General features: G+C 60.9%; 17 protein-coding genes. 3 read left to right on the top strand and 14 right to left on the bottom strand.

The features are described 5' to 3' along the window. Positions 1–65: 65 nt before the first annotated feature. The 8 genes from HX807_RS08420 to HX807_RS08455 all read right to left on the bottom strand — a co-directional run bounded on the left by HX807_RS08420 (position 66) and on the right by HX807_RS08455 (position 9,651). Positions 66–395: a GlpM family protein gene (locus HX807_RS08420; protein WP_174717800.1), complete on the bottom strand. Its 330-nt coding sequence runs from the start codon at positions 393–395 to the stop codon at positions 66–68. An 18-nt stretch (positions 396–413) separates the two neighbouring features. Then, a complete protein-coding gene (locus HX807_RS08425; RefSeq protein ID WP_003208736.1) occupies positions 414–1,754 on the bottom strand; it encodes a sigma-54 dependent transcriptional regulator in 1,341 nt (446 codons plus the stop codon). Then, the gene (locus tag HX807_RS08430; protein ID WP_003208735.1) at positions 1,751–3,652 is read right to left on the bottom strand and encodes a sensor histidine kinase; all 1,902 of its coding nucleotides are present in this window, start codon (positions 3,650–3,652) and stop codon (positions 1,751–1,753) included. The genes HX807_RS08425 and HX807_RS08430 overlap by 4 nt, the downstream gene beginning before the upstream one ends. A gap of 67 nt (positions 3,653–3,719) precedes the next feature. Beyond that, a complete protein-coding gene (locus HX807_RS08435; RefSeq protein WP_003208734.1) occupies positions 3,720–4,454 on the bottom strand; it encodes an amino acid ABC transporter ATP-binding protein in 735 nt (244 codons plus the stop codon). Beyond that, positions 4,451–5,122 carry an amino acid ABC transporter permease gene (locus tag HX807_RS08440; protein WP_003208733.1) on the bottom strand — a complete coding sequence of 224 codons (672 nt, stop codon included), beginning with the start codon at positions 5,120–5,122 and terminating at the stop codon, positions 4,451–4,453. The genes HX807_RS08435 and HX807_RS08440 overlap by 4 nt, the downstream gene beginning before the upstream one ends. Then, a complete protein-coding gene (locus HX807_RS08445) occupies positions 5,122–5,868 on the bottom strand; it encodes an amino acid ABC transporter permease (protein ID WP_083359915.1) in 747 nt (248 codons plus the stop codon). Before HX807_RS08445 ends, HX807_RS08440 begins: the two co-directional genes overlap by 1 nt. A gap of 195 nt (positions 5,869–6,063) precedes the next feature. After that, positions 6,064–6,990: a glutamate/aspartate ABC transporter substrate-binding protein gene (locus tag HX807_RS08450; RefSeq protein ID WP_008433481.1), complete on the bottom strand. Its 927-nt coding sequence runs from the start codon at positions 6,988–6,990 to the stop codon at positions 6,064–6,066. Between the two features lie 336 nt (positions 6,991–7,326). Continuing rightward, entirely contained in the window at positions 7,327–9,651 is a 2,325-nt protein-coding gene (locus HX807_RS08455; RefSeq protein ID WP_177049744.1) for a TonB-dependent siderophore receptor, read from the bottom strand. Positions 9,652–9,776: 125 nt separating this feature from the next. Here HX807_RS08455 and HX807_RS08460 point away from each other — a divergent pair, with 125 nt between their 5' ends. After that, positions 9,777–10,499, top strand: coding sequence for a tetratricopeptide repeat protein (locus tag HX807_RS08460; RefSeq protein ID WP_008433485.1), 723 nt, complete (start codon positions 9,777–9,779; stop codon positions 10,497–10,499). A gap of 48 nt (positions 10,500–10,547) precedes the next feature. Here HX807_RS08460 and glpD read toward each other — a convergent pair whose 3' ends face one another. The 4 genes from glpD to HX807_RS08480 form a co-directional block, all read right to left on the bottom strand. Next, positions 10,548–12,086 carry a glycerol-3-phosphate dehydrogenase gene (gene glpD / locus HX807_RS08465; RefSeq protein WP_177049746.1) on the bottom strand — a complete coding sequence of 513 codons (1,539 nt, stop codon included), beginning with the start codon at positions 12,084–12,086 and terminating at the stop codon, positions 10,548–10,550. Between the two features lie 173 nt (positions 12,087–12,259). Then, a complete protein-coding gene (locus HX807_RS08470) occupies positions 12,260–13,015 on the bottom strand; it encodes a DeoR/GlpR family transcriptional regulator (protein ID WP_003208723.1) in 756 nt (251 codons plus the stop codon). 94 nt (positions 13,016–13,109) lie between these two features. Further along, entirely contained in the window at positions 13,110–14,615 is a 1,506-nt protein-coding gene (gene glpK / locus HX807_RS08475) for a glycerol kinase GlpK (protein ID WP_003208721.1), read from the bottom strand. An 80-nt stretch (positions 14,616–14,695) separates the two neighbouring features. Beyond that, positions 14,696–15,550 carry an MIP/aquaporin family protein gene (locus HX807_RS08480; RefSeq protein WP_008433490.1) on the bottom strand — a complete coding sequence of 285 codons (855 nt, stop codon included), beginning with the start codon at positions 15,548–15,550 and terminating at the stop codon, positions 14,696–14,698. A gap of 360 nt (positions 15,551–15,910) precedes the next feature. On the opposite strand from HX807_RS08480, the gene ybaK reads away from it, so the two are divergent. Next, positions 15,911–16,381 (top strand): Cys-tRNA(Pro) deacylase, encoded by a 471-nt coding sequence (gene ybaK / locus HX807_RS08485; RefSeq protein ID WP_003208718.1) that lies wholly within the window; start codon positions 15,911–15,913, stop codon positions 16,379–16,381. A 10-nt stretch (positions 16,382–16,391) separates the two neighbouring features. Here the strand turns inward: ybaK and HX807_RS08490 are convergent, their stop codons facing one another. Together HX807_RS08490 and argF are read right to left on the bottom strand one after the other, a co-directional pair. Beyond that, the gene (locus tag HX807_RS08490; protein WP_008433494.1) at positions 16,392–17,501 is read right to left on the bottom strand and encodes an ABC transporter ATP-binding protein; all 1,110 of its coding nucleotides are present in this window, start codon (positions 17,499–17,501) and stop codon (positions 16,392–16,394) included. After that, complete coding sequence (gene argF / locus HX807_RS08495; protein ID WP_177049748.1) at positions 17,498–18,418, bottom strand: ornithine carbamoyltransferase; 921 nt, start codon at positions 18,416–18,418, stop codon at positions 17,498–17,500. The genes HX807_RS08490 and argF overlap by 4 nt, the downstream gene beginning before the upstream one ends. A 445-nt stretch (positions 18,419–18,863) precedes the next feature. On the opposite strand from argF, the gene HX807_RS08500 reads away from it, so the two are divergent. Beyond that, complete coding sequence (locus HX807_RS08500; RefSeq protein ID WP_177009857.1) at positions 18,864–20,960, top strand: molybdopterin oxidoreductase family protein; 2,097 nt, start codon at positions 18,864–18,866, stop codon at positions 20,958–20,960. Positions 20,961–21,022 lie beyond the last annotated feature (62 nt).

Here is a 21,022-nt window from a genome sequence, read left to right on the forward strand (position 1 = left end):
AAGAGCGGAACCAATATCAGCCGTTACCTAAAAAATGGACAAACACACTCATTCGGCTCCACATGTCAGGCGTGCATGCGAACCCAAACGCTGACCAAAATCGTAGCCGCCATCAACCACGCCACCGCCGCCACCGCCAGCGAAGCCTCCAGACGCATCCGGTCAACCATCACATACAACGTCGCCAGGTACACAAAGTACGGAATGATCGACCACATCCCGAACACGATGGTGGTCTTCAAATCCTCCACCGACCGACCCTTGCCGACAATGTAATGCGCAATCAACGCGAACGTCGGAAACAGCGGCACCAACCCTGCAATGTAGTAGTTCTTGGTCTTGGCCAGCGCCGCCAGAATCAACACCACCCCCGCGCCCAATGCCGCCTTCAACAATAAATCCACAATGCGCTCCTAGTGGCTCAGCCCGTACTTCTTGACCTTATCGAACAACGTGGTCTTGGCCATCCCCAGTTCCTGGCTGGCCTGGGTCAGGTTGCCGCCGCTGCGTTGCAAGGCATCGTTGAGCAGGTTGCGCTCGAACGCCTCCACCGCTTCGGTAAAGGCCAGCCCATGGTTGCCGCTGCTGGCGCCGCTCTTCTTGAACGCCGGCAAACCGAGGGCAAACCGCTCGGCCACGTTGCGCAGTTCACGCACGTTGCCCGGCCAGTCATGGCTCATCAGGCTGGACAGGGTCTGGTTGTCGAGGTCCGGCGCGGTGCGGTCGAAACGCAGCGACGACTGCTGCAGGAAGTGTTCGAACAACTGCAGGATGTCTTCGCGGCGTTCACGCAGCGGCGGCAGTTCCAGGGTCACCACGTTGAGGCGGTAGTACAGGTCGCTGCGAAACTGGTTGGCGCGGCTCAGGTCGTCGAGGTCGGACTTGGTCGCGGCGATCACCCGGCAATCCACCGCCACGCTCTGGTTCGAGCCCAGGCGTTCCAGGGTGCGTTCCTGCAACACCCGCAGCAGCTTGATCTGCAGGTTCATCGGCATGCTTTCCACTTCGTCGAGGAACAGCGTGCCTTCGTGGGCGTGTTCGATCTTGCCGATGCGGCGCTTGCCGGCACCGGTGAACGCGTTGGCTTCGTGGCCGAAGATTTCGCTTTCGAACAGGTTCTCCGGCAGGCCGCCGCAGTTCAAGGCGACGAACTGGTGGGAGTGGCGCCGGCTGAAATCGTGCAGGCAGCGCGCGACCAATTCCTTGCCGGTGCCGGTCTCGCCCTCGATCAACACGTTGGCCGAGGTGTCGGCGACGTTGGCGATCAATTCCCGCAGGTTCTGCATGGCCGGGGAGCGACCGATGATCCGGCCTTCCAGCGAATCGCGCTCGGCCAGTTGCCGGCGCAGCGACCAGACTTCCCGGGCCAAACCGCGTTGTTCCAGGGCGCGGCGGGCTACGTCCACCAGGCGCTCGGGAGAGAAGGGTTTCTCCATGAAGTCATAGGCGCCGTTGCGCATCGCGCCCACGGCCATGGAGATATCGCCGTGGCCGGTGATCAGCACCACCGGCAGGCTTTTATCCAGGGCCTTGAGCCGGGTCAGCAACTCCAGGCCGTCGATGCCCGGCAGGCGAATATCGCTGATGACGATGCCGGCGAAGTTTTCACCGACGAGGGTCAGGGCCTCTTCGGCACTGCCCACGCCCACGCTGGGAATGTCTTCCAGGGCCAGGGCTTGCTGGCAGCCGAGCAATACATGGGGGTCGTCTTCGACGATCAGGACGGTCAGGTCGGTGGTTTTTTCTGCGTTCATTTCGACTCGACTTGTTGAGGGCTCGCCAGCGGCAAACTCAGGACAAAGGCAGTACCACCGCTGGCCGGATGCTCGACGGCGAGGTTGCCGCCGGTCGCCGCCGCGAGGCTGGCCGACAGCGTCAGGCCGAGGCCCAGGCCTTGTTCGCCGGGTTTGGTGGTAAAGAACGGTTCGAACAAATGCTTGCGGGTCTCGGGATCAATCCCGTGGCCGTTATCGCGCACCCGCAGGCGATATTTGCCGTCGGCGATGTCGCCTTCCAGCCACAGTTCGGGGGCCGGTTGCGCCTGCATCGCGTCCAGGGCGTTGCCCATCAGGTTGACCAGGATCTGCTCCAGGCGTGTCTGGTCGATCTGCAACTGCGCGCTGCTGAAGTGGCGGTGCACCGTCAGCGGCAGGGTCTCCAGGCGACTGCCGAGGATCTGGAACGTAGCGTCCACCGCCTTGCCCAGATTGGCTTCGCCCTGGTCATCGCCACGCCGGGCAAAGGAGCGCAGGCTGGCGGTGATGCGACCCATGCGGTCGATCAGTTCGTTGATGGTCTTGAGGTTGGCACTGGCGGTGTCCAGCGCCCCACGCTCAAGGAAGCGCACGGTGTTGCCCGACAGGGTACGCAGGGCGGCCAGTGGCTGGTTCAATTCATGGGCGATGCTGGTGGACATCTGGCCGATGGCCGCGAGTTTGCCGGCCTGCACCAGTTCGTCCTGGGCCCGGCGCAAGGTTTCCTCGGCCTGGCGCCGCTCGCGAATCTGGCTCTTGAGCCGCTCGTTGCTGGCCCGCAGGTCGGTGGTGCGTTCGGCAATCCGTCGCTCCAGCTGGTTATTGGCTTCCTGCAGGGCTTCCCGGGCGGCGAGGCGGGTGGCAATCACCTTGCGGCGCTCGTTCCAGGCAATCAGCAGGAATGCCACCAGCGCAAAGGCTACGGCCACCAGTATGCCCTGGTTGATGGCGGCCCGGCGCAGGTCGTTCAGCGGGGTGAGCAGGGTGAAATTCCAGGGGGTGTCGTTCAGCGGGCGGGTCTGGGCCAGGTAGCTGACCTCATGCTCGTCGGCCACCACTTCGCTGTTGGCCGGGAAGGTCAACTTCTCGGTGCCTTCGTTGAGGCGCTCGCGGGCCAGTGGTTCCAGCTCGTTGAGCGTCGCCCAGTAGTATTGCAGGCTGTGGGCAAGGCGGTCCTTGGTGTCATCGCTCAATGGCCGCACGGACTTGAGGCGACGGGCCGGGTCGCTGGAGAGAATGATGATGCCATTCTCGTCACTGACGAAGGCCTCCAGGCGCGCCCGCTGCCAGCGCTCTTCCAGCGCTTCCAGGCGTACCTTGACCACGGCGACGCCGATGATCTTGCCGTGCTCTTCCAGACCATGGGCCAGGTAATAGCCGGGTTCGCCGTTGGTGCTGCCGATGCCGTAGAACCGGCCGGGCTGGCCGCGCACGGCATTCTGGAAATAGGCACGGAAGGACAGGTCTTCACCCTGGTAACTGTCGGCATCGCGCCAGTTGCTGGTCGCCAGCACACGGCCGGTGGTGTCCATCACGTAGATCGCCCGGCTGCGACTGCGCCGGTTCAGGCCTTCGAGGTAGTCGTTGACGGTTTTGCGGGTTTCTTGATTCGGGTCGGCCAACAGCCTGGAGACGCTGGATTCCAGCTCCAGGAGACTGGGCAGGTAGGTGTATTTGCTGAGTTCGCTCTCGACGGTGCGGGCGTGCAATTCCAGTTGGCGTTCGCCGGTATCGCTGAGGGTGCGGATCCCATAGAACTCGCTGATCCAGAAGCCGACGTAACCCAGTCCGATCATCAGGGCGATGATCAGCGGCGGCAGGAACAATTGGCGAATCAGACGAGGCTTCACGGCAAGTGATGGCGGCGCGGCGCGAAAGAGGTTGGGGTCGCATTTCATCACAGATGCCTTGGGTCAACCAGTTGTGGTGAGTGGGGTTGCCCGACCCACCACAACAGGGCAGTGCTTAGTGCTGCAGGATTTTCTCGAGGAAGTGCTGCGCACGCTCGGAGCGGGCGCTGATGTCGCCGAAGAATTCCTCTTTCGGGCAGTCTTCGATGATCTTGCCGGCGTCCATGAAGATCACCCGGTCGGCTACCTTGCGGGCGAAACCCATTTCGTGGGTCACGCACATCATGGTCATGCCTTCCTGGGCCAACTGCACCATCACGTCGAGCACTTCGTTGACCATTTCCGGGTCGAGGGCCGAGGTCGGTTCGTCGAACAGCATGACGATCGGGTCCATCGCCAGCGCACGGGCAATTGCCACACGCTGTTGCTGGCCGCCGGAAAGCTGGCCCGGGTGCTTGTGGGCGTGAGCCGACAGGCCGACGCGCTCCAGCAGTTGCAGGCCCTTCTTGGTGGCTTCTTCCTTGCTGCGGCCCAATACCTTGATCTGCGCGATGGTCAGGTTTTCGGTGATGGTCAGGTGCGGAAACAGCTCGAAGTGCTGGAACACCATGCCAACGCGCGAGCGCAGTTTCGGCAGGTTGGTCTTCGGGTCGGCAATGGAGGTGCCATCGACCACCACGTCGCCTTTCTGGAACGGTTCCAGGGCGTTGACGCACTTGATCAGGGTCGATTTGCCCGAGCCGGACGGCCCGCACACCACGATCACTTCGCCTTTTTTAACCTCGGTGCTGCAATCGGTCAGCACCTGGAAGTCGCCATACCACTTGTTGATATTCTTGATAGAGATCATACGGCAAACCTTTTTTGCAGACGCTTGACCAGCAGCGAGGCGGAAAAGCTGATGATGAAGTAGACGACACCGGCGAAGATCAGGAACTCATTGGAGCGGCCGATGATGTCGCCGTTGGAACGGGCGGAGTTGAGGAAGTCCACCAGGCCCACGGTGTAGACCAGCGAGGTGTCCTGGAACAGGATGATCGACTGTTGCAGCAGCAACGGGGTCATCTTGCGGAACGCCTGGGGCAGGATGATCAGGCGCATGGTCTGGCCGTAGGTCATGCCCATCGCTTGCGCCGCGGCCATCTGGCCCTTGGGGATCGACTGCACGCCGGCCCGCACGATTTCGCAGAAGTACGCCGCCTCGAACATCATGAAGGCCACGACGCAGGAGGTGAACGCACCGATCGGGGTGTCTTCGCCGGTGATCCAGCGCAGCACGAACGGCACCGCCAGGTAGAACCAGGTGATCACCAGCAGCAGCGGGATCGAGCGGAAGTAGTTCACGTAGGCGCCGGCCAGGCGCGACAGCAATTTGCTGGACGACAGGCGCATCAGCGCGAGGATCGTACCCAGGATGATGCCGCCGACCACGCCCATGACCATCAACTGCAAGGTCATGACCATGCCGTTCCACAGGCCCGGGATGGCGGGGATGATGCCGCTGAAATCGAAGTCCATTATTTACCCCCCACGGAGATCAGGCCGGGCACGGCGACTTTCTTCTCGATCACGCGCATCAGCAGCATCAGGCTCATGTTCAGGGTGAAATAGATCAGCGTGGCCAGGGTGAAGGCCTCGAACAGGTTGGCCGAGAACTCGGCGGTCTGTTTGGTTTGCGCCAGCAGTTCCATCAAGCCGATCAGGGACGCCACGGAGGAGTTCTTGAAGACGTTGAGGAATTCCGAGGTAAGCGGCGGAATGATGATCCGGTAGGCCTGGGGCAGCAGCACGTTCCAGTAGATCTGCGGCAGCTTGAAGCCCATGGCGCGTGCGGCGGATTCCTGGCCCCGTGGCAGCGCCTGGATGCCGGTACGCACTTGTTCGCACACCCGGGCAGCGGTGAACAGGCCCAGGCACACCACAACGCTCAGGTAGGCCGAGGTGGTCGGGTTGAGGTCTTGTTTGTACCAGTCCTGCAGGTTCTGCGGCAGCAGGTCGGGTATCAGGAAATACCAGATGAACAGCTGAACCAGCAGCGGTACGTTGCGAAACAGTTCCACGTAGCAGGTCGCGATGCCCGATACGATGCGGTTTGGCACGGTGCGCATGACGCCCAGAATGGACCCCAGCAGCAAGGCGATGATCCATGCCACGACGGCGATGGCAATGGTCCAGCCCAAGCCGGCGATGTACCAGTCGAGATAAGTCTCGCTGCCCACGCCGGTGGACTTGAAGAACACGCCCCAGTCCCAGTTGTAATTCATTAGGGTCTCCCCTCGAGATCGATCGATGTACAAGCACCCGCTTGGGGAAGATCCTTTCCCGCCCGACGGTGAACGCCAGGCACACGCGATCGGCTCGAAAACCGCCAGGTCGAGTGTTCCAAAATTAAAGCCAGCAGGTAGCAACAGACGCCTGAGGGAGGGTTGGCTCCCTCAGGACATAAGCTTAGTCAGGTATCAGATTTTTACGTCAGGCGCTGGCTTGTCGCTTGGGTTGGCGATCAGATCCTTGACCTTGTCGCTCATCGGGAAGTTGAGGTTCAGGCCTTTTGGTGGAATCGGGCTCTCGAACCACTTGCTGTAGATCTTGTTGATCTCGCCGGACTTGTACAGGCCGACGATCGCATCATCCACGGCCTTCTTGAAGGCTGGGTCGTCTTTGCGAACCATGCAGGCGTAGGCTTCGAAGGACTGTGGAGTACCGGTGATGACCCAGTCGTCCGGCTTCTTGGCCTTGGCTTCTTCACCGGCCAGCAGCGCGTCGTCCATCATGAAGGCAACGGCGCGGCCGCTTTCCAGCATCTGGAAGGATTCGCCGTGGTCCTTGGCGGAGATGACGTTCATGCCCATCTGCTTGTCGGCGTTCATCGCCTTGATGATGCGCTCGGACGTGGTGCCGGCGGTGGTCACGACGTTCTTGCCTTTCAGGTCGGCGAAATCGCTGTAGGACGGCTTGCCTTCCTTGTCTTTCTTGACCAGCAGGCGGGTGCCGATTTCGAAGATATTGACGGTGAAGTCAACCTGCTGGGCGCGCTCGGCGTTGTTGGTGGTGGAGCCGCACTCGATATCCGCGGTGCCGTTCTGGATCAGCGGGATACGGGTTTGCGAGGTGACCAGGTTGTACTTGGTCTTCAGGTCGGGTTTGTTCAGGTCTTTTTTCAGGGCTTCAACGATAGCCAGCTGAATGTCGTGGGAGTAGCCCACGGGTTTGCCCGAACCATCCGCGATATAGGAAAACGGAATGGAGCTGTCGCGGTGAGCGAGAGTGATCGTGCCGGAGTCGTTGATTTTCTTCAGTGTGCCGGTGAGTTCGGCGGCGAAAACTGGAGTGCTGATCAGAGCAGCAGCGATAGCTGCGCCCAGGATATGGGGAACGATGCGCATCAATACTTCCTCGACATTTGTTTTTTTTATGAGACCGGTTGGGACGGCCACGTTTTTATATAAACAGTACTGCGAAAGCCTGTGACGGCTCCTGAGGCGCCTCAGGCAATCGCCTACGAGTGTAGAGCATGAGTCGTGCCAGACCAGAAATAAAAGGTTAACCATATGATTTATATAGAGATTAACTTTGTGTTACGGGTTTTTTCTCCTGTTTTGGTCCGGCAAACCGAATAGGTTGAGCTATGGCGTTCGGAAAACCGAATGGCGGCGTGGGCCTGTATCGCCCATGAAAAAGCCCCGAGAGTGTGGCTCCCGGGGCTTTTGGGTGTGGCTCTGTCAGAACGTGTAGTCGGCCGACACCACTGCCGCGCGGCCATCGCCGGGCACTGCCCAACCGTTGTTGCGGATACGGGTGAGGTACTCCTTGTCGAACAGGTTGTTGACGTTCAACTGCAGGTTCAACTGTTTGTTGACCTTGTAACCGAGCATCGCACGCTGCACCGCATAGCCGGGGGAAGTCGGCGAGTTGGCCGCGCTGACCAGGTACTGCTTGGTTTGCGCCGTAATGCCGTAGCCCACCTGGAAGTCGTAGGGCAGGTCGTACACCGTCCAGATGCTGGTTGCATGTTTGGGGGTGAAGGTCAGCGGCTCGCCTTTCTGCACGTCGATGCCGGTGGTCGCCAGGGTGTAATCGCTGGCGCTGCGCAGCACACGAGTGTTCAGGTAGGTGTAGTTGGCGAAGACTTTCCAGCGGTCAGTAAGTTGGCCGCTCAGGCCCAGCGCCACACCGTCTGCACGTGCCTTGCCGTCGAGGGTCTGGGTGCCGCTCAGGTTGCTCGGGTCATTGTCGGCGACTTTATAGTTGGTGCGGTCATTGCGGAAGATCGCGCCCGTCAGCGAGAGGGCATTGTCGAGCAGGTCCCATTTGGTGCCGATCTCATAGCTGACGGCGGTTTCCGGGGAAACATCGCAGTTGTTGGTGGCGATGCCTGAGCTTTTGGCCGGGGTGTAGCAACCCCCATTGACGCTGGCCTGGGACGGCGTCTTGCTGTTGCCGTAGGCGATATAGAAGCTGCCGTTTTCCACCGGTTTGTAGACCAGCGCCAGGCGGTAGGAGGTCAGGTCATCCGCCTGGCCGTAGCGAGTGCCGGGCGTTTCCACGCCAGTGCTGGAATAGGCATTGGTCACCGAGCTGCCGGCGTTGTGCTCGTAACGCAGGCCGCCGTTGATTTCCCACTGTGGGTTGAGCTTGAGCGTGTCGAAGGCATAGGCGGCGCGGTTGTTCAGCGCGCCGTCAATGTGGGCGGCCCGGGTGAAGTTGACGGGGCCGGACCATTCGGAGTTCGGGTCGCTGTAGCTGACCGGTGGTGGGACGATGGTGCTGCCGTTGGCGTTGGTCAGCCATTTACCGGTATCCGCCTCGTATTCCTCGCGGCTGATGGCGATGCCGGTCACCAGCGTGTGGTCGATGAACCCGGTGCTGAAGTGGCTGGTGACGTCGGTCTGGTTGGTGAACATCTTGTTCTGGGTGTTGCGCTCGTTACCCAGTGAGCCGCCGCTTGGCTGGAAGTAGCCTGGCTGCAGGCCTGCGGCGCAAGGGGCGCCGGTGATCTGGGTGCCGCTGGCCAGGCAGCCGGTCAATGCACCTTCGGGGCCGGAAGCGCGCAGGTCCTGGCGCACCCGCTCGACGCGGGTGAAGTTGCGCACCGAGACGGCGTCGTTGAAGTCGTGTTCGAGCTTCAGGCTGAACGAGTCCGAGGTGATTTGCTGGTCATTGATGTTGTGGTAGCCGTAGTAGTCGCTCCAACCCACGCCCGGCATGGGCTTGCCGTTGTAGATCGGGATGCCGTACTGCGGCGTGTTGTTGTCTTTCTGGTGCTCGTAACTGACGGTGACGCGTGTCGGCGTGCCCAGGCCAAACGCGATGGAGGGCGCGATGCCCCAGCGTTCGTAATCTTCATAATCGCGGCCAGGCACGTCGTTACCATGGGCCATCAGGTTCAGGCGGAACGCGGTGGTGTCGTTCAGCGTCTGGTTGGTGTCCAGGGTGGTGCGCTTGTAGTTATCGGTGCCGATGCCCGCACTGATGGTGGTTTTGTCGCGTAATTCCGGCTGTTTGCTCACCAGGTTGATGGTGCCACCGACCGCGCCGGAGCCGGAATACACCGAACTTGCGCCGCTGACGACTTCGACCTGCTCCAGGTTGAACGGGTCGGTTCGGCTGTACTGCGCGCTGTCACGCACGCCGTCTACGTAGATGTCGCCGCTGGCGGAGAAGCCGCGCAGGTTGATGCTGTCGCCATACCCGCTGCCGCCTTCGCCGGCCCCGAAGGTGATCCCCGGCACGGTGCTGAGCACGTCGCGCAGGGTCAGCAGGTTCTGGTCATGAATGACTTCCTTGGGCACCACCGTGATGGTCTGCGGCGTGTCGCGCAGGGCCTCGGTGTACTTGGGGGAAGAAGGCGCCACAGGGTTGTAGACGCTCTGGCTCGGGGCCTGGCCTTCGATGCTGGTCGCGCCGAGTTGGATGACCCCTGTGTTGTCTTCTGGTGCGGGCTCCGCCGCGTAACTGAATCCTCCTTGCGCAGCCACTGCCAGGCCCACTGCCGACGCGAGCAAATGCCGCGATGAGAGGGGGGCAGAACTGATGCCGGTAGCCATTGAGTAATCTCTTGTTGGTGTTAGTGAGATGCGATCGTAATTGATAAGCGATCTCAAATGTAATACTTTGTAACCAAATAAATCATGAAACTTTTTGCGGTCCTTGATCGCTACTCGGGGCAGGAATGCAGAGCGCACAGCCAGGCAGCGAGCCCTCGGATATCGGTGATAACCCGCGTGCCTATGTGCGCTGGGTGATGCATGCGGCACAGCTGGGAGATGCCGACGCACAGGCGACCCTGGCCCAGCTGCTGCTCGACGGTCGTGGCGTGCAGAAGGATGAGGCGCTGGGGTTGAGCTGGTTTCGCATCGCTGCGCGGCAGCGTCACCCCATGGCGATCAACATGATCGGGCGCTGCCTGGAGAATGGTTGGGGCTGCGAGGTCGACTTGGAAGACAGTGCGCGGCATTACCGCAAGGCCGCCGATCTGGGGCTGGATTGGGGTTTGTATAACTACGGCCAGTTGCTGACGCGTGGCCGTGGTGTGGAGCGTGACCTTGTCGCGGCATATGAACTGTTCCGCCAGGCTGCGGCCAAGGGGCACGCCAAGTCGATGAACCTGTTGGGTCGGTTCCACCATGAAGGCGTGGTGGTGCCCAAGGATGTTCAACTGGCGCGCCAGTGGTATCAGCGCTCAGCCGAGGCCGGGGATTTCCGCGGGCAATACAACCATGCTGCGGAGTTGGCTCACGACGGCGACGACGTGCAGGCCTGCCTATGGTTGGAGCGGGCTCTCGCGACGGCCACGCCAGGCTTTTTGCAGGCGGCTTATCCCGTGTTGCTGGGCTCAGCCTTCAGCGGGATTCGTGAAATGGGCCTGCGCTATCAGCGTCATCTGCAGGCATGAAAAAGCCCCTGGACCTTTCGGTGCAGGGGCTTTTTTACGTCGGGCTGATCAGGCCGCTTCGATCTTGCCGCGGTTGTGCTCAACCTTGGACAGGTAACGCTGCACGTTCTCCTGCTCCTGCGGCGTGGTGAACAGGCCCAATTTGCTGCGGCGCCACAGGATGTCCTGGGGCTGAGTGGCCCATTCTTCAGCGCACAGGTAATCGACTTCGCGGGTGTACAGGCCGCCACCGAGGTGGTCACCCATGTCCGCCAGCGATTGCACGCCTTCCAGCAGGCGCCAGGTGCGGCTGCCGTAAGTGGTGGACCAGCGACGGGCAATCTCGCTCGGCACCCAGTCGTATTTGCTACGGATTGCATCGGCCAGGGCTTCTGGCGTGCTCATGTTTTCGCCGCCGGGCAGGGTGGCTGTAGCCGTCCAGCTTGGGCGCATCTGCGTGAAGTAAGGCGCCAGTTGTGTCATCGCCGATTCGGCCAGCTTGCGGTAGGTGGTCAGCTTGCCGCCGAACACCGACAGCAACGGCGCCTCGCCCGAGGTGCCGGACAGCGCCAGGGTGTAGTCGCGGGTCACGGCCGACGGGTTGTCGGACTCGTCGTTGCACAGCGGGCGCACGCCGGAATAGGTGTGCACGATGTCATCGCGGCTCAGTTGTTTCTTGAAGTGCGCGTTGACCACCTTGAGCATGTAGTCGGTTTCACCTTCGGTAATCGCCACTTTCGCCGGGTCGCCGGTGTATTCGCGGTCGGTGGTGCCGATGATGGTCAGGTGGTTCAGGTACGGAATGGTGAAGACGATACGCTGGTCTTCGTTCTGCAGGATGTGCGCGTGGGCGCCTTCATACAGCTTCGGTACGATCAGGTGGCTGCCCTGGATCAGACGGATGCCGTAGGGCGAATCCAGCTTCAAGTCATCCTTGATGAACTTGGCCACCCACGGGCCGGCGGCGTTCACCAGCGCTCGGGCGCGGATCGAGAACAGGCTGCCGTCGGCACGTTCCATGTTCATTTCCCACAGGCCTTTGCTGCGGTGTGCGCTGACGCAACGGGTCTGGGTGTGGATGTGCGCACCCTTTTCCCGCGCAGCCATGGCGTTGAGTACTACAAGGCGGGCGTCGTCGACCCAGCAATCGGAGTATTCGAAGCCTTTGGTGATTTCGCTTTTCAGCGGGCTGTCTGGGCCGAACTTGAGGCTCTTGGAGCCTTCGAGTTTTTCCCGCTTGCCCAGATGGTCATACAGGAACAGGCCGGCGCGAATCATCCATGCCGGACGCAGGTGCGGGCGGTGGGGCAATACAAAGCGCATCTGCTTGACGATGTGCGGGGCCTTGGCCAACAGCACCTCACGTTCAGCCAGGGCTTCGCGCACCAAACGGAATTCGTAATGCTCCAGGTAACGCAGGCCACCGTGGATCAGCTTGCTGCTCGCGGAGGAAGTGTGGCTGGCCAGGTCGTCCTTTTCGCAAAGGAATACCGACAAACCGCGACCGGCTGCGTCTGCTGCAATCCCGACGCCATTGATCCCGCCACCGATAACGGCGACGTCATAGACTTCGGCAAGCGGTGGGGCAGGCAAGGTAGAAGGGTTCATCGGCTGGCCTCGCAATCTTTTTCGTATTGGAATTCGAACATAAATGTTCATTTGCGAAAATGGTAGCTTATAAACGCAGGCACAGCCAGCCCGCTTCGATTGAAAATACTGATCGAAGGGCGAAGAAAGGAAAATTTGTGAACATCAGGGGGCAGGACTCCCCCTGTATAGGCTTACACCACTTCCAGTCGAATCTTGTGCTGATTCAACAGTTGCACCAGTGCCGGGACCGGCTGCTGATCGGTGACTAAACAATCGATCAAGCTGATCGGTCCCAGGCGAATCATGGCGTTGCGCCCGAATTTGCTGGAGTCCGCCGCCAGGATCACCTTGCGCGCATTGGCAATGATCGCCTGGGAAACCCGTACTTCCTGATAATCGAAGTCCAGAAGGCTGCCGTCTTCATCGATACCGCTGATGCCCACCAAGGCGAAATCGACCTTGAACTGGTTGATGAAGTCAACGCTGGCCTGGCCTACCACACCGCCATCCCGGCGCACGTTGCCGCCGGTCAGGAGTACGTCGAAGTCGTCTTTGGCACTCAGCATCATGGCGACGTTGAGGTTATTGGTAATGATTTTCAGGTGGCTGTGGTTAAGCAGCGCACGCGCGATCGATTCGGTGGTGGTACCGATGTTGATAAACAGCGAGGCGTGATCGGGGATTTGCGCGGCGATGGCTTCGCCGATGCGCTGTTTTTCGTCGCGCATCTGGTCGGCACGCATGGCGTACGCGGTGTTTTCAACGCTGGAATCATAGGCTGCGCCGCCATGGTAGCGGCGCAACAGATTGGCTTCTGCCAGTTGATTGATATCGCGGCGGATGGTTTGCGGGGTGACAACGAAGAGCTGCGCCATTTCCTCGATACTCACATAGCCGCGTTCGCGAACCAGTTCGAGGATTTGTTGCTGGCGGGGAGGCAGATTCATGGTGCGTCCTTTGGGCTGCCGTAAAAAGTGGCCCATGATGACGCAGGAATCTGCTCCCTGCCAGTTACAACCCTATGCGCGTCCGGCGCTTGGCTTATTCAGCGCCTTCGTGGGGTTCCCAGTCGCGGGTGCGGCTGACTGCTTTCTGCCAGCCGGCGTAGAGTTTTTCCTTCGCTGCTTCTTCCAGCTGCGGTTCGAATTGACGCTCGATTACCGCCTTGCCACGCAGTTCGTCCAGGCTGCCCCAGAAACCGCACGCCAGGCCGGCCAGGTAGGCGGCGCCCAACGCGGTGGTTTCGCGCATTTGTGGGCGTTCAACCTGGGTACCGAGGATGTCGGCCTGGAACTGCATCAGGAAGTTGTTGGCGACCGCGCCACCGTCTACCCGCAGGGATTTGAGGCGTTCGCCGGAATCCTGCTGCATGGCATCGAGTACGTCGCGGGTCTGGTAGGCAATCGACTCCAGGGCTGCACGAATGATGTGATCCACGCGTACGCCACGGGTCAGTCCGAACAGCGCACCACGGGCATACGGGTCCCAGTACGGAGCGCCCAGGCCGGTGAAGGCTGGCACCAGGTACACGCCGTTGCTGTCCTTGACCTTGCCGGCGAAGTATTCGGTGTCGGTGGCATCGGCGATGATCTTCAACTCATCACGCAGCCATTGCACGGTGGAACCGCCGTTGAACACGGCGCCTTCCAGGGCGTAGGCCACTTCGCCACGCGGGCCGCAGGCGATGGTGGTGAGCATGCCGTGCTTGGATTTCACCGCCTTGTCGCCGGTGTTCATCAGCAGGAAGCAGCCGGTGCCGTAGGTGTTTTTCGCCTGGCCCGGTTCTACGCACATTTGGCCAAACAGCGCCGCCTGCTGGTCACCGGCGATACCGCCGATGGCGATACCGCTTTTGGTGCGACCGTAGATTTCCGAGGAAGACTTCACTTCCGGCAGCATTTCGCGCGGCACGTCGAGAATCTCCAGCATCTTCGCATCCCACTCCAGCGTGTGGATGTTGAAGAGCATGGTGCGCGAGGCGTTGGTGTAGTCGGTGACGTGGGTCTTGCCGCCGGTAAACTTCCAGATCAGCCAGCTGTCGATGGTGCCGAACAGCAGCTCGCCGTTACGCGCACGTTCGCGGCTGCCTTCGACGTTGTCGAGGATCCACTTGAGCTTGGTGCCGGAGAAGTACGGGTCGGTGACCAGGCCGGTGGTGTCGTTGATGTATTGTTCGTGGCCGTCGCGCTTGAGCTGCTGGCAGATCTCGGTGCTGCGGCGGCATTGCCAGACGATCGCGTTGTAGATCGGGCGGCCGGTGATTTTGTCCCAGACCACGGTGGTTTCACGCTGGTTGGTGATACCGATTGCCGCGACCTGGTCATGGTGCAGGCCGGCTTGTGCCAGGGCCTCGACCATCACCGCGCTCTGAGTGGCGAAAATCTCCATCGGGTCATGTTCGACCCAGCCGGCTTGCGGGTAATGCTGGGTGAATTCACGCTGGGCGGTGCAGACCACGTTGGCGTCACGATCGAAGATGATCGCCCGGGAACTGGTGGTGCCCTGATCGAGGGCAATGATGTAGTTCTTATTCTGAATGTCGGTCATGTCGATTGCCTTGGACGGAGAATAGGGAAGTCAGTAAACAGCCTGGGCCGCAAAAGGGCAGTACGGCCCAGGCTATCGCATCAGGAAGTACGGGTTTTGGCGGTGGCAGCCGCTTCGGTTGCATCAGTTGTAGCAGGTGCGGCGCTGGGCAGGTGACGGGCAATCAGCCCGCGATAGGCGGCAGCACCGAGGCAGGCGCCGACAATCGGCGCAAAGATCGGAATCAGGAAGTAAGGAATGTCGCGCCCGCCAGTGAAAGCCATTTCACCCCAACCGGCGAAAAAGGTCATCAGCTTGGGGCCGAAGTCACGGGCCGGGTTCATCGCAAAGCCGGTCAGCGGGCCCATGGCACTGCCGATCACGGCAATCAGCAAACCAATCAGCAGCGGCGCCAACGGGCCGCGGGGCAGGCCGTTGTTGTCATCGGTCAGGGCCATGATCACGCCCATCAGGATCGCGGTGATGACCATTTCCACCAGGAACGCCTGGGCCGTGCCCAGCAGCGGATGCGGGTAGGTGGAGAACACCGACGCCAGTTCCAGGCTGGCCTGGGTGCCGCGAATCATGTGGTGGGTTTGTTCGTAATCGAAAAACAGGTTGCTGTAGAGCGTGTAAACCAAAGCGGCCGAACAGAAGGCCCCGGCGACTTGGGCGATGATGTAGAACGGCAGTTTGCGCTTGTCGAAATCGGCAAAGATGCACAGGGCGATACTGACCGCCGGATTGAGGTGAGCCCCGGAAATGCCGGCGCTCAGGTAGATCGCCATGCTGACGCCGATCCCCCAGATGATACTGATTTCCCACAACCCAAAGCTGGCACCCGCGACCTTGAGCGCAGCAACACATCCGGTACCGAAGAAGATCAGCAACGCAGTGCCCAGGAATTCGGCCATGCATTGACTTGAAAGTGAAGGCTGTTGAAGAGCAGTTGTCATGGAAAACCTCTGTTTTTGTTGTTGTCTGGCGTTTTGCCGCAACGGGCAATCGGCGATTTTCACCGTGGCGAGGATCCCCATCCTGTTCGCGGCTTACTGCTGTGAATCCGTAGGTGCATTCCTACAGTATTCGTAAACGAAAAAATATAGACAAGAATGACGGCTGTCAAAGGTCGAAAGTGAACGATCGGTCATTTTGTAATTATTGGTGTGATGAATGATCGTGCCGTGGGCGCGGGAAGCGGCAGGGAAGGTGCGCGTGAGGGCGTGGCAGAGGGCTTCGGACTAGAGCCTTTTGCTTGTTGTTGGCCTAGAATTGGCTGTCTGTTTTTTCACCTTTTTGCCAAGCCTGGAGCCCACATGACGCCCGCATTGGACCTGTTGAAAAAAGTTCGCGCCGAACATCGAATTCACAGTTACGAACATGACCCCAAGGCAGCGTCCTATGGTCTGGAGGCCGCGGAAAAATTGGGCCTGGACCCGGCGCAGGTGTTCAAGACCCTGCTGGCCAGCAGTGAAAAAGCCGAGCTGCTGGTGGCGGTTGTGCCGGTCGTCGGAAGTTTGGATTTAAAGGCGTTGGCGCAGGCGGCGGGGGTAAAAAAGGTCGAGATGGCAGACCCGGCAGCGGCGCAACGGGCCACCGGTTACTTACTAGGCGGCATCAGCCCGTTGGGGCAGAAGAAACGCCTGCGCACCTTCATCGATGTGACGGCGCAGTCGTTTCCGACAATTTTTATCAGTGCGGGGAGAAGGGGGCTTGAGGTGGAGTTGGCAGCGACAGTGCTGGCCGAACACACCCAGGCCAAGTTCGCGGAAATTGGCCGGGCGTGATGCGTTGACGTCAGGAGGCGGTGCTGTAGCGGCGAACGCCTGACTCAACCTGAGGGATTTGTGCTGCGGTGCTGCCCGAGGCCTGGAACAACACCAGGTGCTCGGCTGCCACGCGAATGCCCACGTCGGCACCGACCAAGTGATCGGCGTGGCTGGGGAAGATCGACTCCAGCTGAGCGCCTGTCGGCAGCTGCAAGCGATACAGGGTCGACGCGCCGAGGAACGTCTTGCCGACAATCCGCGCCTTCAAGGCGCTGTCCGGTGCATAAACGATGTCGTCCGGGCGCAGCAACACATCCACCGCGCCGCCGGTTGGCCAGGTGTAGGCACGATTGCCGCGCAACTCCCCCAGTTCGGTGGTAACCGATTCCGGCGTGTTCAACTGCCCGCGAATGAAGTAACCCTGGCCAATGAAGCTGGCGACAAAGGGTGTCAGCGGTTCGTGATAGAGGTTGTAGGGCGTATCCCACTGCTCCAGGCGACCCTCCTTGAACACGCCGACATGGTCACTCACTGCGAAGGCTTCTTCCTGGTCGTGGGTCACCAGAATCGCACTGGTGCCCCGCGCCTTGAGGATATCGCGTACTTCGTGGCTGAGTTTGCGCCGCAGTTCGCCGTCGAGGTTGGAGAAGGGTTCGTCCAGCAGCAACAATTGCGGTTCCGGCGCCAGGGCGCGAGCCAGGGCGACGCGTTGCTGCTGGCCGCCCGAGAGTTCGTGGGGGAAGCGCTTGCCGAGGTTCTTCAGGTTCACCAGTTCCAGCAATTCAGCGACCACACGCTCTTTTTGCGGGTGCTTGCGAATGCCGAAGGCGATGTTGTCGGCCACGCTGAGGTGTGGAAACAGCGCGTAGTCCTGGAACACCATGCCGATCCGACGTTTCTCCGGAGCCAGTGTGAAACCGGCGCTGGAAATGACTTCGCCTGCCAGGCTGATCTCGCCTTCATGCACCGGCTCAAACCCGGCAATCGCTCGCAGCGTGGTGGTCTTGCCGCAGCCCGAGGAGCCCAGCAGGCAACCGATGTCGCCGGCGTTGAGGTGCAGATTGAGGTTCTGCACCACCCGTTGGTCTTGATAGCCGCATGCCAGATTGCGCAGGTTCAGCAGTAGTGGCTGGCTCATGCAGGACGGTACGCCGGCGCAACCAGAAACTCGAGCAGGGCTTTTTGTGCGTGCAGGCGGTTTTCCGCCTGGGCCCAGGCTACTGAACGTTGATCGTCCAGCAGGTCGAGACTGATTTCTTCGCCACGGTGGGCGGGCAGGCAGTGCATGAACAGCACGTCCGGCGCGGCCAGGTCGAGCAGGGCGCGGGTGACCTGGAACGGGGCGAAGAGCTTGAGGCGCTTGGCGGTTTCCTCTTCCTGGCCCATGGAGGTCCACACGTCGGTGCTCACCAGGTGTGCGCCGATGACCGCCTCACGCGGGTCGCGGACGATGGTCACGCGGTCGCCGGCCTCGGCCAGGAAACGTGCATCCGGCTCGTAGCCTTCAGGGCAGGCAACGCGCAATTTGAAGTCGAACTGGATCGCCGCTTCTATATAGCTGTTGCACATGTTGTTGCCGTCGCCGATCCAGGCCACGGTCTTGCCCTGGATCGAGCCGCGCTGTTCGAGGAAGGTTTGCATGTCGGCCAGCAACTGGCAGGGGTGCAGGTCATCGGACAGGCCGTTGATCACGGGCACTCGGGAGTTGGCGGCAAATTCGGTCAGGGTGCTGTGGGCGAAGGTACGGATCATCACCGCATCCAGCATGCTCGACATCACGATCGCGCAATCGCTGATCGGCTCGCCACGGCCCAGTTGGGTATCGCGAGGTGACAGGAAGATAGCCTGGCCGCCGAGCTGAATCATGCCGGCTTCGAAAGACACGCGGGTGCGGGTGGACGCCTTCTCGAAAATCATCCCGAGCACGCGGTTTTTCAAAGGCTCGAACAGTACGCCGCGGTTACGCAGGTCTTTAAGCTCAATGCCTCGACGGAGCACGCTGACCAGCTCTTCGGGCGTGCAATCCATCAGGGAGAGAAAGTGCCTTGCGCTCATCATTAACTACCTTTTTGCAACAGACCGCAGATACTCAAAGCCTGGTTTATTTTGAAAACGGGCGAGACCTGCGGCGAAAGCCGCACGGGGCGACGAAATAGGGGAAGGCGCGATCTTATAATTAAATGTCGCGTCTTACCAATAGGGCTACAGTTTTTAGGGGAGTTCAAGGACGCGGGGAGGGCGCTTTTGAAGCCTGTTTCCTGACAGCAGCGGGTCATTTGTACACTGGCGCTGCGCCACATTGCAATGCGTGAGGGCGGGCTGAGGCCGGGCTGCGTCGGTTTCAGCGGGCTGCCGGAGGCTTCTGAAACATTTCCTGATGTTTCCTCATGGCCTGGCCTGATGCCCCTGGATTCACACGACGAACGTTGCTGGCGCTGCTGCCCCGGGCGGGCCATAGTTTTCGTCCGAAGCGCCTAGCCCACAATGAAAGAGACTGGCCATGACCAAGACTCTCCACCACCGTGCCTGCCATCTGTGCGAAGCCATCTGCGGCCTCACACTGGAGACCACCCAGGGCGAAGACGCAAGCCTGGCGATCACTTCGATCAAGGGCGACCCCCTGGATACGTTCAGCCGTGGCCATATCTGCCCCAAGGCCGTGGCCCTGCAAGACATCCAGAATGACCCGGACCGCCTGCACCAGCCCATGTTGCGGGTGGGCAGCGAATGGCAGCCGATCCCGTGGGAAGACGCCTTTGTACTTGTAGCCGAGCGCCTGGCAGCGATTCAGACGCGTCACGGGCAGAATGCTGTGGCGGTGTACCAGGGCAATCCGAGCGTGCACAACTATGGCCTGATGACCCATAGCAACTACTTCCTTGGCCAGCTGAAGACCCGCAATCGTTTTTCCGCCACCTCGGTGGACCAGTTACCCCACCACCTCACCAGCCACCTGATGTACGGCCACGGCCTGTTGCTGCCGATCCCGGACATCGACCATACCGATTTCATGCTGATCCTCGGCGGCAACCCGTTGGCGTCCAACGGCAGCATCATGACCGTGCCGGATGTGGAGAAACGCCTGAAGGCCATCCAGGCTCGCGGCGGCAAAGTCGTGGTGGTTGATCCGCGCCGCAGCGAGACGGCGGCGATGGCCGACCAGCATCTGTTCGTGCGCCCGGGCGGTGATGCGGCGTTGTTGTTCGGATTGCTCAATACACTGTTTGCCGAGAACCTGACCCGTGACAGTCACCTGCCGGTGGACGGCCTGGATGACGTGCGCCACGCCGTGGCCGGATTCACCGCCGAGGCCATGAGCCGTCAATGTGCGGTACCCGCCGAGCAGATCCGCCAGTTGGCCCGGGACTTTGCGGCGGCTGAAAGGGCTGTGTGTTATGGCCGCATGGGCGTTTCGACCCAGGCGTTCGGCACGCTGTGCCATTGGCTGGTGCAGTTGATCAACCTGGTGACCGGCAATCTGGATCGAGTCGGCGGGGCCTTGTGCACTACGCCGGCCGTCGACCTGGTGGCCTCGACTTCCGGCGGGCATTTCAATCGCTGGCAAAGCCGGGTTTCCGGGCGACCCGAGTACGGGGGCGAGCTGCCGGTATCGGCACTGGCTGAAGAAATGCTCACTGAGGGTGAAGGGCAAATCCGTGCGCTGGTGACGGTGGCGGGCAATCCGGTGCTCTCCACGCCCAACGGCCGGCAACTGGAGCAGGCGCTGGATGGCCTGGAGTTCATGGTCAGCATCGACCTGTATATCAACGAGACCACGCGTTATGCCGACCTGATCCTGCCGTCCACCTCGGCCCTGGAAAACGATCACTACGACACCACCTTCAATATGTTCGCGGTGCGTAACGTCACCCGTTTCAATCGCGCCATCCTGCCGAAACCCGAGGGTGCGTTGCATGACTGGGAAATCTTCGTCGGCCTGGCCCGGGCGTTTGCCGAGAAGACGGGTAATACACTCAAACCGACGATGCCGCCTGCGCAGATGATCGACTTCGGGCTGCGGGCCGGGCCTTATGGTGACAGGTTGTCCATTGCCGCTCTGGCCGATCACCCTCATGGCCTGGACCTCGGGCCGCTGAAACCCAACCTCGCAGGCCGCCTGAAAACCGCCAATGGCCATCTGCAGGCCGCACCATCGGTAATCCTTGCCGACCTGGCGCGCTTTGCCGCGCAGCCGGTGCCCGAGGTGAATGAGTTGCTGCTGATCGGCCGCCGGCATGTGCGCAGCAACAACTCCTGGATGCATAACTACCACCGGCTGGTGAAGGGCAAGCCTCGCCATCAACTGCTGATGCATCCGGATGACCTTGCCCATCGCCAGTTGACTGACGGGCAGCGGGTACGGGTCAGCTCGCGGATCGGCATGATCGAGGTGGAAGTGTTGGCCAGTCTCGACATGATGCCCGGCGTGGTCAGCCTGCCTCACGGTTGGGGCCACGGCCGCCCTGGCGTACAGATGACCATCGCCAGCGGGCAGCCGGGGGCGAGCGCGAATGACCTGACGGATGAGCGGCAACTGGATGAGCTGTCGGGCAACGCAGCGTTGAACGGCGTGCCGGTGCAGGTGGCGGCGGCGTAAGGATTGTCTGTCGGGGAGTCCGAGCGTCACGCTGGGGTTTGCGTTACAATGCGCCACCGTGC

Origin of the sequence: Pseudomonas sp. D8002 (assembly GCF_013385695.1) — a bacterium.
Taxonomy (GTDB): domain Bacteria; phylum Pseudomonadota; class Gammaproteobacteria; order Pseudomonadales; family Pseudomonadaceae; genus Aquipseudomonas.

Excerpts from the sequence above, each read along its gene's own strand:
- glpD (WP_177049746.1), bottom strand. The coding sequence starts at position 12,086 with ATGAACCCTTCTACCTTGCCTGCCCCACCGCTTGCCGAAGTCTATGAC.
- HX807_RS08445 (WP_083359915.1), bottom strand. The coding sequence starts at position 5,868 with ATGAATTACAACTGGGACTGGGGCGTGTTCTTCAAGTCCACCGGCGTG.
- HX807_RS08440 (WP_003208733.1), bottom strand. The coding sequence starts at position 5,122 with ATGGACTTCGATTTCAGCGGCATCATCCCCGCCATCCCGGGCCTGTGG.
- HX807_RS08435 (WP_003208734.1), bottom strand. The coding sequence starts at position 4,454 with ATGATCTCTATCAAGAATATCAACAAGTGGTATGGCGACTTCCAGGTG.
- HX807_RS08500 (WP_177009857.1), top strand. The coding sequence starts at position 18,864 with ATGACCAAGACTCTCCACCACCGTGCCTGCCATCTGTGCGAAGCCATC.
- HX807_RS08490 (WP_008433494.1), bottom strand. The coding sequence starts at position 17,501 with ATGAGCCAGCCACTACTGCTGAACCTGCGCAATCTGGCATGCGGCTAT.
- HX807_RS08430 (WP_003208735.1), bottom strand. The coding sequence starts at position 3,652 with ATGAAATGCGACCCCAACCTCTTTCGCGCCGCGCCGCCATCACTTGCC.
- HX807_RS08450 (WP_008433481.1), bottom strand. The coding sequence starts at position 6,990 with ATGCGCATCGTTCCCCATATCCTGGGCGCAGCTATCGCTGCTGCTCTG.
- ybaK (WP_003208718.1), top strand. The coding sequence starts at position 15,911 with ATGACGCCCGCATTGGACCTGTTGAAAAAAGTTCGCGCCGAACATCGA.
- HX807_RS08425 (WP_003208736.1), bottom strand. The coding sequence starts at position 1,754 with ATGAACGCAGAAAAAACCACCGACCTGACCGTCCTGATCGTCGAAGAC.
- HX807_RS08480 (WP_008433490.1), bottom strand. The coding sequence starts at position 15,550 with ATGACAACTGCTCTTCAACAGCCTTCACTTTCAAGTCAATGCATGGCC.
- HX807_RS08460 (WP_008433485.1), top strand. The coding sequence starts at position 9,777 with ATGCAGAGCGCACAGCCAGGCAGCGAGCCCTCGGATATCGGTGATAAC.
- argF (WP_177049748.1), bottom strand. The coding sequence starts at position 18,418 with ATGAGCGCAAGGCACTTTCTCTCCCTGATGGATTGCACGCCCGAAGAG.
- HX807_RS08470 (WP_003208723.1), bottom strand. The coding sequence starts at position 13,015 with ATGAATCTGCCTCCCCGCCAGCAACAAATCCTCGAACTGGTTCGCGAA.
- HX807_RS08455 (WP_177049744.1), bottom strand. The coding sequence starts at position 9,651 with ATGGCTACCGGCATCAGTTCTGCCCCCCTCTCATCGCGGCATTTGCTC.
- glpK (WP_003208721.1), bottom strand. The coding sequence starts at position 14,615 with ATGACCGACATTCAGAATAAGAACTACATCATTGCCCTCGATCAGGGC.